This is a genomic window from Polaromonas sp. YR568, from assembly GCF_900116715.1.
In the GTDB taxonomy this organism is placed as follows: domain Bacteria; phylum Pseudomonadota; class Gammaproteobacteria; order Burkholderiales; family Burkholderiaceae_C; genus Polaromonas.
In genome coordinates this window covers 22712-37191 of record NZ_FPBM01000015.1, presented here as the reverse complement: position 1 = coordinate 37191, position 14480 = coordinate 22712, and the positions used below count along the sequence as shown (strand labels likewise).

Genomic DNA, 14480 nt, shown 5'->3' with positions numbered 1-14480 from the left:
GGATGCATGACCAGTACTTTATGGGCGCCATAAAAATAAGTAAACCCTCTTTTTAGTCAGTTTGCCTGATCAATTGGGATACCATCACCGAATGGCAGAAACGACGGATTCACCCCTTGCCTCACACCTTCTTTCCAGTCCTTTTGGCGCCACTGAAGCCGGCTGGCGGCAAACCCACCTGGGGCGCCTGATGGGCCACGCCCTGCGCCGCTTTGACGAACGCGTGCTGTCGCTGATGGCCAGCAGCGTCGAGGTGCCGCTGGCGCTCTCCAATCTGGCAGCGCGCGACCAGGTCGGCGCCGCGCACATCCACATCACGCGCCACCTGGCGGTGGGCGGCTCACGCCTGACCGACCTCGCGCAAAGCGCCGGCATGAGCAAACAGGCCATGGGCGACCTGGTGGACCAGTGCGAAGCCTGGGGCCTGGTGACACGCCAGCCCGACCCGCACGACAAACGCGCCCGCCGGGTGGTGTTCACCGAATCGGGGCTGCTGTGGCTGGAAGCTTTTCACCAGGCCGTACGGCAGGCTGAGGACGAATTTCGCCAGGCGGTGGGGCAAGATGTGGCCACTGTGGTGGCGCTGGGGCTGGAGGCGTATGCGGGAGCCTGACCACATGGCCGTGTCAGCAAACTTGCGGCTGCAAAAGCCTAGAATTTGCCTTACAACACAAACCGCCCCTCGAAGGCCTGTAACAGGGGCTGATATCTGGAGACAACCATGCGCATTCTGATTGCCGAAGACGACCAGGTTCTGGCCGATGGCCTGTTGCGTACGCTGCGCGCCTCGGGCGCTGCCGCCGACCACGTGGCCAGCGGCACCGAGGCCGACGCCGCGCTGCTCACCAACACCGAATTCGACCTGCTGATCCTGGACCTGGGCCTGCCGCGCATGCACGGGCTGGAAGTGCTCAAGCGCCTGCGCGCGCGCGGCTCGCCGATGCCGGTGCTGATCCTCACCGCCGCCGACAGCGTGGAAGAACGCGTCAAGGGCCTGGACTACGGCGCCGACGACTACATGGCCAAGCCGTTTTCGCTGCAGGAGCTTGAAGCCCGCGTGCGCGCGCTGATACGCCGCGGCATGGGCGGCGCCAGCAGCACCATCAAACACGGCCCGCTGGTGTACGACCAGGCTGGCCGCGTGGCCACCATCGACGGCCAGATGCTGGAGCTGTCGGCGCGCGAACTCGGTTTGCTCGAGGTGCTGCTGCAACGGGCCGGCCGCCTCGTCAGCAAGGACCAGCTGGTCGAGCGCCTCTGCGAATGGGGCGAGGAAGTCAGCAACAACGCGATCGAGGTGTACATCCACCGCTTGCGCAAGAAGATTGAAAAAGGCCCGGTGCGGATCGCCACAGTGCGTGGGCTGGGCTATTGCCTCGAAAAAATTCCGGGGTAGCCATTTGATATTTGCTGTCGCCGCTTCGCCGGTTTTCACCCAAAGCGCGCCATGGCATTGAGGCTCTTTCAACGTGAGCGCCGAAGCCTCTTCGGCGAAATCCTCGACTGGATGCTCACGCCGCTGCTGCTGCTGTGGCCTATCAGCCTGGCGCTGACCTGGCTGGTGGCGCAGAACATCGCCGGCAAGCCTTTTGACCGTGCGCTCGAATACAACGTGCAGGCGCTGGCCAAGCTGGTGGTGGTCAAAAACAACCAGGTGCAGTTCAATCTGACTGCGCCGGCGCGCGAAATCCTGCGCGCCGACGACACCGACCTCGTCTACTACCAGGTGATGGGCACGCACGGCGAGCACCTGAGCGGCGAGCACGATTTGCCCGCGCCGCCCGACGAAGACAAACCCACCAACGGCGAGGTGCGCCTGCGCGAAGACCTCATCCAGGGTGAAGAGGTGCGCGTGGCTTACACCTGGCTCAAGGTCGACGTCAAAGCCGCGGGGCGCAACGAGAAGGGCGCGGGCGCGCCTGACGCCGCGCCTAGCCAGATGGTGCTGGTGCAGGTGGCCGAGACGCTGGAAAAGCGCAAGACGCTGGCCACCGAAATCGTCAAGGGCACGATGGTGCCGCAGTTCGTTACGCTGCCGCTGGCGGTGCTGCTGGTGTGGCTGGCGCTGGTGCGCGGCATCAAACCGCTGGCCCAGCTCGAAAAGCGCATCCGCGCGCGCAAGTCCGACGACATGAGCCCGCTCGATGAAACCGCGGTGCCTGAAGAAGTCGCGCCGCTGGTGTCTTCCATCAACGACCTGCTGAGCCGGCTCAAGGTATCGCTGACCACGCAAAAACGCTTCCTGGCCGACGCGGCCCATCAGCTCAAGACACCGCTGGCGGGCCTGCGCATGCAGGCCGACCTGGCGCAGCGCGAAACCGACGCCGATGAGCTGAAAAAATCGCTCAAGCACATAGGCCGCGCCAGCATTCGCGCCACCCACACCGTCAACCAGCTGCTGGCGCTGGCGCGCGCCGAAACCACAGGCCGAAGCCTGGCCAAACAGCACATCGACCTGGTGCATGTGGTGTCGGAAGTGATGGCCGATTCGGTGCCGCGCGCGCTGGAAAAGCAGATCGACCTCGGCTACGACGGCCCGGAGGCCGGAGAACAGGCCACACAGCTTGAAGGCAATGCCACCCTGCTCAAGGAGCTGGTGCGCAACCTGCTGGACAACGCCATCAACTACACGCCCGAAAAAGGCCAGGTCACGCTGCGGCTGATGACAGACCGCTTCAGCGGTGTGCTGGTGCTGCTGGTGGAAGACTCGGGCCCCGGCATTCTGGAGTCTGAGCGTGAGCTGGTGTTCCAGCCCTTCTATCGCACGCTGGGCACCAACGTCGACGGCTCGGGCCTGGGCCTGGCCATCGTGCTGGAAATCGCCAAGCAGCACGGCGCGACCATCACGATTGAAGACGCCGCGCTGGCCGGGCACCCGCAAACGCCGGGCACGCGCGTCACGGTGCGTTTTGTCGGCATGGATTTGCCTGACGGGCAGTGATGGGCAGTAGCCCTCAGGTTTTGGCCGGCGGCCACCTGTCGTACAGCTTCACGCCAACGCGCTCACCCCACAGCTCAATCTCCGCTGGCGTGCCGGCATGCGGCTGGTTGGCGCTGTTGCCGCGCACATAGCCCAGCGCCACGCAGGCGCCGGCCAGCGGGCTCCAGCCGACGGACGAGATTTCGCCCACGGTCTGCCCGCTCAGCACAATCGCCTCGCCGCCCCAGGCAAAGGCTTCGGGTGTGTCGAACACCAGCGTCACCAGCTTCTTGCGCAGCGCCAGCCCCTGTGAATTGAGCAGCGCGGCTTTGCCGATAAAGTCGGCCGGCTTGTCGAGCTTGACGCTGAAAGCCAGACCGGCCTCCCACGGCGTTTCGTCCGGGCCCAGCTCCGCGCCCCAGGCACGGCGGCCCTGCTCGATGCGCAGCGCGTCCAGCGCGTAGTAGCCCGCATCACGAATGCCCAGCGCCTTTCCAGCCTCCATCAACGCCAGGTAGACATGGCGCGCCATTTCAATCGGCGTGTAGAGCTCAAAGCCCGGCCCGCCCACATAGCTCATGCGGGCGGCGCGCACGCGGGCAAAGCCCACGTCGATTTCTTTTGTCCATGAGAACTTGAGCGCCTCGGGCGACAGGTCATCCGGGCTGACGAGCGCCAGCAACTCGCGCGCCTTCGGCCCCATCACCGACAGCACCGAGTACATCGCCGACACGTCGGTCAGCACCGCATGCTCCGCTTCGCCGATATGGCGCGTGATCCAGTCAAAGTCGCGCACGGTTTGCGCGGAGCCGGTGATGATGAGGAATTGATTCGCCGCCTGTCGCATCACCGTCAGGTCGCTCTCAAAGCCGCCGCGTTCGTTGAGCATGGCGGTATAGACCATCTTGCCGACGGGCACGTCCATCTCGTTGGCGCACAGGCGCTGCAGCACGGCCAGCGCATCGCGGCCCTGCAGCAGGTATTTGGAGAAGGAGGTCTGGTCGTAGAGGGCCACGGCTTCGCGTGTGGCTTTTTGCTCTTCGATCATCCAGGGGAGCCAACCGGGTTTGCTCAAGGTGTAGTCGGGCCTGGTCTGGCCATTGGGCCTGAAATAGCTCGCCCGCTCCCACCCATTCTTGCTGCCGAACTCCGCACCTTTGGCCGAAAGAATGTCATACAGCGGCGAAGTCCGCAGCGGCCGCGCCGTTTCCAGTTCCTGCCGCGGCCAGCGCATCGCATAGTGCAGGCCCAGCGTCTCACCGGTGCGTTCGGCCAGCGCCTTGCGGTTGCCGGTGAAGCTGCCGAAGCGGCGAATGTCCACATCCCACAAATCGGTGCTGGGCTCGCCGCCCACAATCCACTCGGCCATCAGCCGGCCCGCGCCGCCGCTGTTGGCAATGCCGGCCGAATTGAAGCCCGCGCAGACAAAGTAGTTGCGCAGCTCGGGGGCTTCGCCCAGGATGAAGTTGCCGTCGGGCGTGAAGCTCTCCGGGCCGTTGAGCAGCATCTTGACTTCTGCGGTCTCCAGGCAGGGCGTGCGATGCATGGCCGCGGTCATCAGCGGTTCGAACTGGTCCCAGTCTTCATCCAGCAGTTCGAACTGGAAGGTCGAAGGAATCGGGTCCATCTTCCAGGGCTTGGCCTGGGGCTCAAAGCCGCCCATCACCAGGCCGCCGACTTCTTCCTTGTAATAGATGTAGCCGTCGGGGTCGCGCATGACCGGCAGCATGGGGTGCACGCCCGGGATCTTGCCGGTAACGATGTAGAAATGCTCGGCCGAATAAAGCGGCACATTCACACCCGCCAGCTTGCCGAACTGCCGTGCCCACTGGCCGGCACAGTTGACGAGCACTTCGCAGCGCACGTCGCCCTGCGCGGTCTTCACGCCCACGGCCTTGCCGTTTTCAATGATGACGCCGGTTACTTCAATGCCTTCGACCATCTTCACGCCGCGGTTGCGCGCGCCCTTGGCCAGCGACATGCACAAATCCGCCGGGTTGGCCTTGCCGTCGCCCGGCAACCAGATCGCGCCCTGCAGATCGTCGGTGCGCATGATGGGGTATTTCTCGCCGGCTTCCTGCGGCGAGATCTCATGGCACTCGACGCCAAAGCTGTTGGCCATGGCCACCTGCTTTTTGAGCACCTTCATGCGCTCGGGCGTGCGCGCCACATTCACGCTACCGCATTGTTTCCAGCCGGTGGCCAGGCCCGTCTCGGCCTCCAGCGAGGCGTAAAGCTCAATGCCGTACTTGCTCATCTGCGTCATGTTGCGGTTGGGCCGCATCTGGCCAACCAGGCCGGCCGCATGCCAGGTGGTGCCGCTGGTGAGCTTGCCTTGTTCCAGCAGCAGCACGTCGGTCCTGCCCATCTTCGCCAGGTGGTAGGCGACCGAGCAACCGGCAATGCCGCCGCCTATGATCACGATTTGTGCGTGGCTGGGAAGTGTCGTGGTGGTCATGGCATGGGCCTCACAGGAGATTGGGATTTTTGATCACGCTAACCGAATGGCCATGACACCACCGACGATGGCGCAGGTGCCCACAAAGCGGCGCACTGTAAAGGCTTCCTTTAGCAACCAGCAGCCGATCAGCACCGCGAAAAGCACCGAGGTTTCGCGCAGCGCCGCGACCGTGGCCACGGGCGCGCGGGTCATGGCCCACAGCGCAATGCCGTAAGAGCCCAGCGAGGCCAGCGCGCCGCCGGTCGCCACCGGCCAGCGGTGGCGCGCGTAGTCCGTCATGGCGCGTCCGCGCCGCGCCATCATCAAAAGGCCAAAGGGCCAGCCGTCGAGCAGGAAGAGGGTGGCAACGTATTGCAGTGCGTTGCCGGAAGCCCGCACGCCCAACGCATCCACCACGGTGTAGATCGCGATGATGACGGCGTTGGCCAGCGCGAAGCCGACCGCCTTGCGCGCGTGCAGCGCGTGGCGGCTCAGGCCCAATACCAGCACGCCGCTGCAAATTCCCACAATACCGGCCCATGCCAGCGGGCTCAAGGTTTCACCCAGCGTAAAGGTGGCCGACAGCGCCACCAGCAGCGGCGCCACGCCGCGCATCAACGGATAAGTAAGGCCAAGGTCGCCATGTTTGTAGGCCTGCGTGGTGGCAATGTAGTAACCGATGTGGATCAGCACCGAAGCGCCGATAAACGGCCAGGCCTCCATGCGCGGCAGGCCTACCACCAGCACCAGCGGCACTGCCAGCACCGAACCGATGAGGTGGATGACTGCCATGTCCAGCGACTTGTCGGTGCTGGACTTGACCAGTGCGTTCCAGCCCGCATGCAGTAGCGCACCGAAGAGCACGGCACACAGCACCGGCCAGGTCAGTATCAGGACTTCAGGCGGCAAGCGAAGGCCTTGAGGCGGGAAGGGCGCAACGCCGCGCCCGCGCCAGGAAGTGCGACAGCGGCGGCGTCACTTTTTTCTCGTCTTTGGCCAGGTCGTCCCACAGGCGCAGCTTCACCGCATCTTCAGCCCCGGGCTGAGCGATGAAGCGCGCGGCTTCTTCGGCCGAAAAGATGCCGCCTTGCAGCAGCAGGCTGCGTTTGGAATCGGCCGACAGGCTGGAATGGTAGCCGCGCCGCGCGGCGCAGAGGTAACGCTTGGCATCGACATGCAGTTTGATGGCGTCCAGCACCTCATCATTGAACAGGCCACGCAGAAAAGGCAGCGCGCGGTATTGATGCACATCATCCACGCCGCGCAGCGAGGGCGTCTCGCCCAGGTCATGCAGCAGATGGCCCAGGTCGTGCAGCAAGGCGGCGGTGACCAGCGCGTCACTCGCGCCTTCTGCCTCGCCCAGCGCCGCGGTCTGCAGAGCGTGCTGCAACTGCGTCACGGGCTCGCCGCTGTACTGTTCGCCGCCGCGCTCTTCAAAGAGGCGCGCGATATCCGCAAAAGTCAGAGCCATGGCATTGAGTAAGTTTTGAGATTGGTAAAGCTCTTGATCGCTTCCTGCACGCCTTCTTTATAGCCGAGGCCCGAGTCCTTGATGCCGCCGAAGGGTGTGAGCTCCAGGCGGTAACCGGGCACTTCACGCACGTTGACCGTGCCGACATGCAGCTCGCTCACAAAACGGTTGATGTAGTCCATGCGGTTGGTGCACACCGCGCTCGAAAGGCCGTAAGCCGTGCCGTTGGAAATCTGGATGGCTTCTTCAATGTTTTTGAAGCGGATCACTGGCGACACCGGGCCGAAAGTTTCCTCACGCGCCACCGTCATTTGCGGCAGCACATGGTCCAGCAGCGTGGGCGAGTACAGCGCGCCGCGGCGCTTGTTGCCGGCCAGCAGTTTCGCGCCCTGGCTCACGGCTTCATTCACACGCGATTCAAACAGCATGGCGGCCGGCTCATCGATCACAGTGCCCATGTCATTGGCCTTGTCGGCGGGGTCGCCGTATTTCCAGGCCAGGGTCTTGGCCAGCACCTGCTCGACAAACTCACCCGCCACCGCTTCATGCACCATGAGCCGCTTGATGGCGGTGCAGCGCTGGCCCGAATTTTTGTACGAACCCTGCACGGCGAGCGTTGAGGCCTCGTCGATGTCGGCATCTTCCATCACGATGATGGGGTCGTTGCCACCCAGCTCCAGCACCACGCGGCGGTAACCGGCTTTGGACGCAATGTATTTGCCGATGGCCACACCGCCGGTGAAGGTCACCAGGTCAACCATGGGGTTGGTGATCAGCTCGTCGGCAATCTCGCGCGGGTCGCCGGTCACCACGCTGAGCATTTCGGGCGGCAGGCCGGCTTCATACAGGATGTCGGCAAACAGGATGGCCGAAAACGGCACCTTCTCGGACGGCTTGAGCACCATGCGGTTGTTCGTCGCGATGCTGGGCACCACCTTGTGCGCCACCTGGTTCATCGGGTGGTTAAAAGGCGTGATGGCGGTGATGACGCCCAGCAACGGCGAGCGGTGCGTGTAAACGCGGCGCTTCTTGCCGTGGGGCGTCAGGTCGCAGCTGAAGATCTGGCCGTCGTCTTTGAGCACTTCGGTTGCGCCAAAGAGCAGCACGTCGCTGACGCGGCCGGCTTCATAAATCGCGTCTTTGATGCAAAGGCCGGCTTCCGCGGTGATGAGGCTTGCAACTTCGCTCAGCCGCGACTGGATGATGGCGGCCGCGCGATTCAGAATCGCTGCGCGTTCATAGCGCGTGAGCTGCGGCTTGTAGGCGTGCGCTTTGGCAAAAATGTCACGCACTTCCTCCAGCGTGGCCTTGGGCACGGTGCCGATGCGCTTTTCGGTGAAGGGGTTGAAGACCTCGATGGCCCGGTCGCCGCTGCGGTCAGCGCCGACCTTGCGGCCCGCCAGGCGCATGGCGTTGAGCTGGTGGTCCTGAATGTACTGGTCAATCACGCTGCTGCTTTCGGAATGAACGTTAAGGGCGCCGGACTACTGGGCGTAATTGAGCGCCAGGTCGAAGGCGTCGAAATTGCGAAAGCGCCGGCTGCGGTCCAACCCCGGGAGTTGGCGGTTGACGATCAGCGGCACGCGCTGCTCGCTCATGCCGCCGTGTGATCGCAGCGGCACTTCCAGCGCCGAAAGATCATGGCGCGAAGCCGAGGTTCCGATCACGGTGAAGCGTTCCGACACCGCCACGATGTCACCAATGCGGTCGGCCGGCAGCTCAAAGCGTTCAGCCGCCTGCTCACGCGAGAGCACGAGCTCCATGCCCTTGAGCGCCGCCAGACGCTTGCGCGCGGCCTCGATGTTGGTGCCTTCGGGCAAATACACCGTGGCAAACGATCCCAGCGCACCGTGATGCACCACATAAGGATCGGTGATCGGCAGGATCACGCGTGCGACGGCCGCGCCCAGCCAGTTGTCAAACCAGTCCTGCAGGTAGATCACATCGGGCGTGCCGTCCATGGCGACCTTGGCGTTCATGCCGTGGTCGGCGGTCAGCACAATCACACAGCCCAGGTCGTCGAGCTGCTGCATGTAGCCGTCCATCATGCGGTAGAAGGAATTGGCGCCGTCGGTGCCGGGTGCATGCTTGTGCTGCACATAGTCGGTGGTCGAAAGGTACATCACATCGGGCTTGTACTTCTGCATGATCTTCACGCCGGCCGCGAAGACAAACTCCGACAGGTCGGCGCTGTACACGCTGGGCAGCGGTTGACCCACCAGGCCCAGTACGCCCTCAATGCCGTTTTCTTCCAGCGTGACCTGGTCGGCCTTCTCGGACGAAAAGCAGATGCCCTTCATCTTGTGGCCCAGCAGCTTGCGCAGCTTGTCTTTGGCCGTCACCACGGCCAGCGACTTGCCGGCATCCGACAGCGCGGCCAGCAGCGTGGGCGCGCGCAGCCACTTGGGGTCATTCATCATGACCTCGGTGCCACTCGCCGTGTCGAACAGGTAGTTGCCGCAAATGCCGTGCACGCTGGGCGGCGCGCCGGTGACGATGGAGAGGTTGTTGGGATTGGTAAAGCTGGGCACCACGCAGTCGCCCGTCAGACCCGAGCCCAGCGCCAGCGTGCGCTTGAGCCAGGGCATCTGGCCGGTGGCCACGGCTTGCGCCAGGTAGTCTGGCTCGCAGCCGTCCACACAGACCACCACCGTGGGTTTGGCCGGGAGCTTGTAGGCCCGGCCGTTGACTTTCACTTCAGTCCCTGATTCAGCGTTTGCCACGTGATGGCCCTTCCTTGACTTTGGTTTTTTCTTTGTCTTTGTTTTTGGGTGCGCCCGTGGTGCTGGCGACCAGGCGAACGGGCTTGGCGGTGGCCTCGGCCTGTTCGGCCAGCGCGGCCTGCCTGCGCAAGTCGTTTTCTATCGTGCGCTCCTTGCTTTCGATCACGTGCTGGAACATCGCGCGGCCGGCCGCATCGGCATCGCCCGCCGCAATCGCCTTGACGATCTGCCGGTGTTCGTTGGCCGACATGGGCATGAGCCAGCCGTCGGCCAGGTTCAGCCGCCTGAACAGCGATAGCTCTTTGATCAGCTTGCGGTAGATCTCGGTCAGCTTGCGGTTACCGGCCATTTCCACCAGGCGGTCGTGAAAGGTGAGATTGAGCAGGTGGTAGGCGTGAGGGTCTTCGGCCTTCACCGCCTTTTCCATGGAGTCGACGAGCGCCTTGAGCTCCTTGACCTCGGCGGCGGTGATGTTTTCCGCCAGGCGGCGGCCGACCAGTTCGTCCATCGCGGCGCGCAGGTCAAAGATTTCGACGGCTTCATCGATGGGAATGTCCCGCACAAACACACCGCGGTTTTTCTCGTTGCGCACCAGGCCGGCTTCCTCGAGCATGCGAAAAGCTTCGCGCACCGGGCCGCGCGAGACACCCATCTTTTCGGCCAGCGTGGCCTCGATCAATTTGCTGCCGGGCTCGTACTCGCCGGCAAGGATGGCACGCTCGATTTCCTGCTGCACCACAGTGGTGAGGGAGCTGTTCTGGAGTTGCGCGATGGTGGGATGCAAAGCAGCGTTCATGCCCTGAATTGAAGCATAAAAATGTAGATTGTCAACAATCTGCAATAAACAATTGACAAGATAGAAGGGTCGGCGTCAAATAAAAAATGAGCTGGGTTGGCAGGCCTGAACACAGGCGGGTCATCACAGTGTCACTACCCCGACACGATCAAGTCACAACATTGCAGGTCTCCAATAAAGGATTTTTTATGCAACTGGCTACCCACCTCAAATCACTGTCAAAGGCCATCGCCCTTCTGGGCCTGCTCGCCGCGTCTACCGGCGCCTTCGCCCAGAAGACCCAGCTGCTGGTCTACACCGCACTGGAAACCGACCAGATCAAGGCCTACCAGGAAGGCTTCAACAAGGTCTACCCCGACATCGAAATCAAATGGGTCCGCGACTCGACCGGCGTGATCACCGCCAAGCTGCTCGCCGAAAAGTCCAACCCGCAGGCCGACACCATCATGGGTGTGGCGGCCTCCAGCCTGGCCTTGCTCGACAAACAGGGCATGCTCGAACCGTATGCGCCGATCAATCTTGACGGCATCATGAGTCAGTACCGTGACAAGAAAAAAGTCCCCGCCTGGTTCGGCATGGACGTGTGGGGCGCGACCGTATGCTTCAACACCGTTGAAGCCAAGAAGAAAAACATTCCCACGCCAGAAACCTGGCAGGACCTGACCAAGCCCATCTACAAAGGCCAGATCGTCATGCCCAACCCCGCCTCCAGCGGCACCGGCTACTTTGACGTGACCGCCTGGCTCACGCTCTTTGGCGACAAGGACGGCAAGGGCGGCGGCTGGAAGTACATGGACGCGCTGCATGAAAACATCGCGCAGTACACCCACTCGGGCTCCAAGCCTTGCAACATGGCCGCCTCAGGCGAGTTCCTCGCGGGCATCTCGTTTGAATACCGCGGCAACGCCAACAAGGCCAAGGGCGCACCGATTGATCTCGTGTTCCCGAAAGAAGGCCTGGGCTGGGACCTGGAAGCCTTTGCCATCCACAAAGGCACCAAGAAACTGGACGCCGCCAAGAAGCTGGCCGACTGGGCATCGAGCAAGGACGCGATGATGCTCTACGGCAAAAACTTTGCCATTACCGCGCAGCCGGGCCTGGCGCCGCCGCTGGCCAATGTGCCCAAGGACTATGAGTCGCGCCTGGTCAAGATGGACTTCAACTGGGCCGCTGACAACCGCGAGCGCATCCTGAATGAGTGGACGAAGCGCTACAACTCCAAAACAGAGAAGAAGTAGCCCCCTGTCAGCGGCCTTTGGCCGCTGTCTCCCCCTCAGGGGGACAGCCGCTGTGGCCCGGCTAAGCCGGTTCCACGCGGCTGCTTGGTTTTCGTATCGGCGTAGCCCAGGCAATACCCACGTATGACCCACGACACTTTTCTGAACCTGCGCCATATCCGCAAGGAGTTCGGCGCATTCACCGCACTGCAAGACATCAACCTGGATATCCGCAAGGGTGAGTTCGTGTGTTTCCTCGGCCCGTCGGGCTGCGGCAAGACGACGCTGCTGCGGATCATCGCGGGGCTGGAGGTGCAAACTTCGGGTGAAGTGCACCAGGGCGGCCGCGACATTTCGCTGCTGCCGCCGGCTTTGCGTGACTACGGCATCGTGTTCCAGAGCTATGCCCTCTTTCCCAATCTGAGTGTGGCTGACAACGTGGCTTATGGGCTGGTCAACCGCAAGACGCCCAAGGCCGAAGCCGCCAAACGCGTGACTGAGCTGGTCAAGCTGGTGGGCTTGCCGGGCAGCGAAAGCAAATACCCCAGCCAGCTCTCGGGCGGCCAGCAGCAGCGCATTGCGCTGGCGCGAGCGCTGGCTACTTCGCCGGGCTTGTTGTTGCTGGACGAGCCGTTGTCGGCGCTTGACGCGCTGGAGCGGGTGCGGTTGCGCCAGGAAATCCGCGCGCTGCAGCAAAAGCTGGGCGTGACGACCATCATGGTGACGCACGACCAGGAAGAGGCCCTAAGCGTGGCCGACCGCATTGTGGTGATGAACCACGGCCTGATCGAGCAGGTGGGCACGCCCATGGAGATTTACCGCGAGCCCGCTTCGCCTTTTGTGGCCGACTTTGTGGGCAAGGTTAATGTGATGCCGGTGCGCGTGAGCGGCGGCGAGATGAAGTTCGGCGCGTTGTGCCTGCCCTGCGACGGCGCAGACCGCGAAGCCAAAATCTATTTGCGGCCCGAAGACGTGCTGGCCCGGCCGATTGCCGCCGGCGACGCCCATGTGTTTGACGCCACCATCGAGAAGATCGAGTTCCTGGGCTCCTTCTGCCACGTGCATGTAGCCTCGCCTGCGCTGGGCGGCCACAAGCTCACGGTGTATCTCTCGCTCAATTTCCTTTCCGAGCAATCGCTTGAGATCGGCTCCTCGCTGCCGCTGAAGCTGCTGCCCGATCGCATCAAGGTGTTTTGATGCCGGTGTTCACTGCTCCCTCGCCCACCGCGGTACGCCAGCGCACCCACTGGATTGACCACCTGGCCTACGGGGCGCTTGCGCTCGTGGCGGTCGTATTGATCGTCTTCCTCGCGGCGCCCTTGCTGGCCATCCTGCAGCAAGCCCTGCTGGGCAAGTCCGGCGATTTTGTCTGGTTCGACAACTTCATCGAGTACGCCAAAACACCGGCGTTGCTGGAGAGCCTGTGGAACAGCCTCTGGGTCTCCACCGCCGTCACGCTGATTGCCGTGCCGCTGGCCTTTGGTTTTGCCTATGCGCTGACGCGCTCCTGCATGCAGTACAAGGCGCTGTTTCGCGGCATCACGCTGATTCCGCTGCTGGCGCCCTCGCTGCTGTCGGCGATTTCACTGATCTACTGGTTCGGCAACCAGGGTGTGCTGAAAAGCTGGATGCAAGGCCTGGGCATTGAGCAGATCTACGGCGCGCCCGGCATTGTGGTGGCCGAATGTTTTGCGGTGTTTCCGCATGCGCTGATGATCCTGGTCACCGCTCTCGGCTTGTCGGACGCACGCCTTTATGAGGCCGCTAACGCCATGGGTACCAGCAGCCGGCGCAAGTTCTTCACCATCACCCTGCCCGGCGCCAAGTACGGCCTGATCTCGGCGGCACTGGTCACCTTCACGCTGGTCATGACCGACTTCGGCATTCCCAAGGTGATTGGCGGCAACTTCAACGTGCTGGCCACCGACGTCTTCAAGCTCGTGATCGGCCAGCAGGACTTTGCCAAGGGCGCCGTCGTCGCCATCTTGCTGCTGGCGCCGGCCGTGCTGACTTTTGCGGTCGACAAATACGTCAGCAAGCGCCAGACCGCCATGCTGACGGCACGCGCCGTGCCCTATCGGCCCACGCCCTCGCGCGGCTACGACTGGGTCATGACGCTGTACTGCTGCGCCATCGCCTTCCTGGTGCTGGCCATGCTGGGCATGGCGGTGTTCGCTTCTTTCGCCAGTTTCTGGCCTTACAACCTCACGCCCAGCCTGCGCCACTACACCATGGGGCTGGTCGATGCCGAAGTCGGTGTCGGTTTTGTCAACAGCCTGAAGATGGCCGCGGGCACCGCCTTCTTCGGCACGGCGCTGGTGTTTGTCAGCGCCTACCTGCTGGAAAAAACCAAGGGCATGGACGGCCTGCGCGGCTTTGTGCGCATGCTGGCCATGCTGCCCATGGCCGTGCCCGGGCTGGTGCTGGGCCTGGGCTACATCTTCTTTTTTAATGCGCCCGACAACCCGCTGAACGGCCTGTACCACACGCTGACGCTGCTGACGCTGTGCACCATCGTGCACTTCTACACCACCGGCCACCTCACGGCGGTGACGGCCCTCAAGGCGCTGGATGGTGAATTCGAAGCCGTCAGCGCTTCGCTCAAGGTGCCCTTCTTCAAGACCTTCTGGCGCGTCACCCTGCCGATCTGCACGCCGGCCCTGGTCGACATCGCGCGCTACTTCTTCATCAACGCGATGACGACGATCTCCGCCGTCGTCTTTCTCTACTCGCCTGAAACCAAGGTCGCCTCCATCGCCATCCTGAATCTGGACGAAGCCGGTGAAATTGGCGCTGCCGCCGCAATGGCGGTGCTGATCGGGCTCGCTTCGACGATTGCCACGCTGCTGTTTATGGCGCTGGCCTGGTGGATCAACCGCCGCACGCAGGCCTGGCGAAGCGGCGCACGCTGAA

Annotated in this window: 12 protein-coding genes; 6 read left to right on the top strand and 6 right to left on the bottom strand. The window is 63.1% G+C overall.

Features of this window, described 5'->3' with window-relative positions; genetic code table 11:
• Positions 1 to 190: 190 nt before the first annotated feature.
• The 3 genes from BM408_RS21545 (at position 191) to BM408_RS21535 (ending at position 2941) form a co-directional block, all read left to right on the top strand.
• The gene (locus BM408_RS21545) at positions 191 to 613 is read left to right on the top strand and encodes a MarR family winged helix-turn-helix transcriptional regulator (protein ID WP_254774908.1); all 423 of its coding nucleotides are present in this window, start codon (positions 191 to 193) and stop codon (positions 611 to 613) included.
• Between the two features lie 108 nt (positions 614 to 721).
• On the top strand, positions 722 to 1396 hold the full coding sequence (locus BM408_RS21540; RefSeq protein WP_092132664.1) for a response regulator: 675 nt from the start codon (positions 722 to 724) through the stop codon (positions 1394 to 1396).
• Between the two features lie 51 nt (positions 1397 to 1447).
• A complete protein-coding gene (locus BM408_RS21535) occupies positions 1448 to 2941 on the top strand; it encodes a sensor histidine kinase (RefSeq protein ID WP_092132662.1) in 1494 nt (497 codons plus the stop codon).
• Positions 2942 to 2954: 13 nt separating this feature from the next.
• Here the strand turns inward: BM408_RS21535 and BM408_RS21530 are convergent, their stop codons facing one another.
• The 6 genes from BM408_RS21530 to BM408_RS21505 form a co-directional block, all read right to left on the bottom strand.
• Positions 2955 to 5378 carry a GcvT family protein gene (locus BM408_RS21530; RefSeq protein WP_092132661.1) on the bottom strand — a complete coding sequence of 808 codons (2424 nt, stop codon included), beginning with the start codon at positions 5376 to 5378 and terminating at the stop codon, positions 2955 to 2957.
• A gap of 33 nt (positions 5379 to 5411) precedes the next feature.
• Entirely contained in the window at positions 5412 to 6269 is an 858-nt protein-coding gene (locus BM408_RS21525; protein WP_092132659.1) for an EamA family transporter, read from the bottom strand.
• A complete protein-coding gene (locus BM408_RS21520; protein ID WP_092132658.1) occupies positions 6259 to 6831 on the bottom strand; it encodes a phosphonate degradation HD-domain oxygenase in 573 nt (190 codons plus the stop codon). The genes BM408_RS21525 and BM408_RS21520 overlap by 11 nt, the downstream gene beginning before the upstream one ends.
• A complete protein-coding gene (gene phnY, locus BM408_RS21515; protein ID WP_092132687.1) occupies positions 6822 to 8240 on the bottom strand; it encodes a phosphonoacetaldehyde dehydrogenase in 1419 nt (472 codons plus the stop codon). Before phnY ends, BM408_RS21520 begins: the two co-directional genes overlap by 10 nt.
• A gap of 75 nt (positions 8241 to 8315) precedes the next feature.
• Positions 8316 to 9554 (bottom strand): phosphonoacetate hydrolase, encoded by a 1239-nt coding sequence (gene phnA, locus BM408_RS21510; protein WP_092132656.1) that lies wholly within the window; start codon positions 9552 to 9554, stop codon positions 8316 to 8318.
• Positions 9541 to 10350, bottom strand: coding sequence for a phosphonate utilization associated transcriptional regulator (locus BM408_RS21505; RefSeq protein WP_092132654.1), 810 nt, complete (start codon positions 10348 to 10350; stop codon positions 9541 to 9543). The genes phnA and BM408_RS21505 overlap by 14 nt, the downstream gene beginning before the upstream one ends.
• Positions 10351 to 10538: 188 nt before the next feature.
• Between BM408_RS21505 and BM408_RS21500 the strand changes: the two genes are divergently transcribed.
• The 3 genes from BM408_RS21500 (at position 10539) to BM408_RS21490 (ending at position 14479) form a co-directional block, all read left to right on the top strand.
• Positions 10539 to 11588 carry a putative 2-aminoethylphosphonate ABC transporter substrate-binding protein gene (locus BM408_RS21500; protein WP_092132653.1) on the top strand — a complete coding sequence of 350 codons (1050 nt, stop codon included), beginning with the start codon at positions 10539 to 10541 and terminating at the stop codon, positions 11586 to 11588.
• Between the two features lie 123 nt (positions 11589 to 11711).
• Positions 11712 to 12764, top strand: coding sequence for a putative 2-aminoethylphosphonate ABC transporter ATP-binding protein (locus BM408_RS21495; RefSeq protein WP_092132651.1), 1053 nt, complete (start codon positions 11712 to 11714; stop codon positions 12762 to 12764).
• Positions 12764 to 14479 carry a putative 2-aminoethylphosphonate ABC transporter permease subunit gene (locus BM408_RS21490; RefSeq protein ID WP_092132649.1) on the top strand — a complete coding sequence of 572 codons (1716 nt, stop codon included), beginning with the start codon at positions 12764 to 12766 and terminating at the stop codon, positions 14477 to 14479. Before BM408_RS21495 ends, BM408_RS21490 begins: the two co-directional genes overlap by 1 nt.
• The last annotated feature ends 1 nt before the right edge of the window (position 14480 follow it).

Excerpts from the sequence above, each read along its gene's own strand:
- BM408_RS21545 (WP_254774908.1), top strand. The coding sequence starts at position 191 with ATGGGCCACGCCCTGCGCCGCTTTGACGAACGCGTGCTGTCGCTGATG.
- BM408_RS21500 (WP_092132653.1), top strand. The coding sequence starts at position 10,539 with ATGCAACTGGCTACCCACCTCAAATCACTGTCAAAGGCCATCGCCCTT.
- BM408_RS21540 (WP_092132664.1), top strand. The coding sequence starts at position 722 with ATGCGCATTCTGATTGCCGAAGACGACCAGGTTCTGGCCGATGGCCTG.
- phnY (WP_092132687.1), bottom strand. The coding sequence starts at position 8,240 with ATGCGCCTGGCGGGCCGCAAGGTCGGCGCTGACCGCAGCGGCGACCGG.
- BM408_RS21535 (WP_092132662.1), top strand. The coding sequence starts at position 1,448 with ATGGCATTGAGGCTCTTTCAACGTGAGCGCCGAAGCCTCTTCGGCGAA.
- BM408_RS21530 (WP_092132661.1), bottom strand. The coding sequence starts at position 5,378 with ATGACCACCACGACACTTCCCAGCCACGCACAAATCGTGATCATAGGC.
- BM408_RS21505 (WP_092132654.1), bottom strand. The coding sequence starts at position 10,350 with ATGAACGCTGCTTTGCATCCCACCATCGCGCAACTCCAGAACAGCTCC.
- BM408_RS21520 (WP_092132658.1), bottom strand. The coding sequence starts at position 6,831 with ATGGCTCTGACTTTTGCGGATATCGCGCGCCTCTTTGAAGAGCGCGGC.
- BM408_RS21490 (WP_092132649.1), top strand. The coding sequence starts at position 12,764 with ATGCCGGTGTTCACTGCTCCCTCGCCCACCGCGGTACGCCAGCGCACC.
- BM408_RS21495 (WP_092132651.1), top strand. The coding sequence starts at position 11,712 with ATGACCCACGACACTTTTCTGAACCTGCGCCATATCCGCAAGGAGTTC.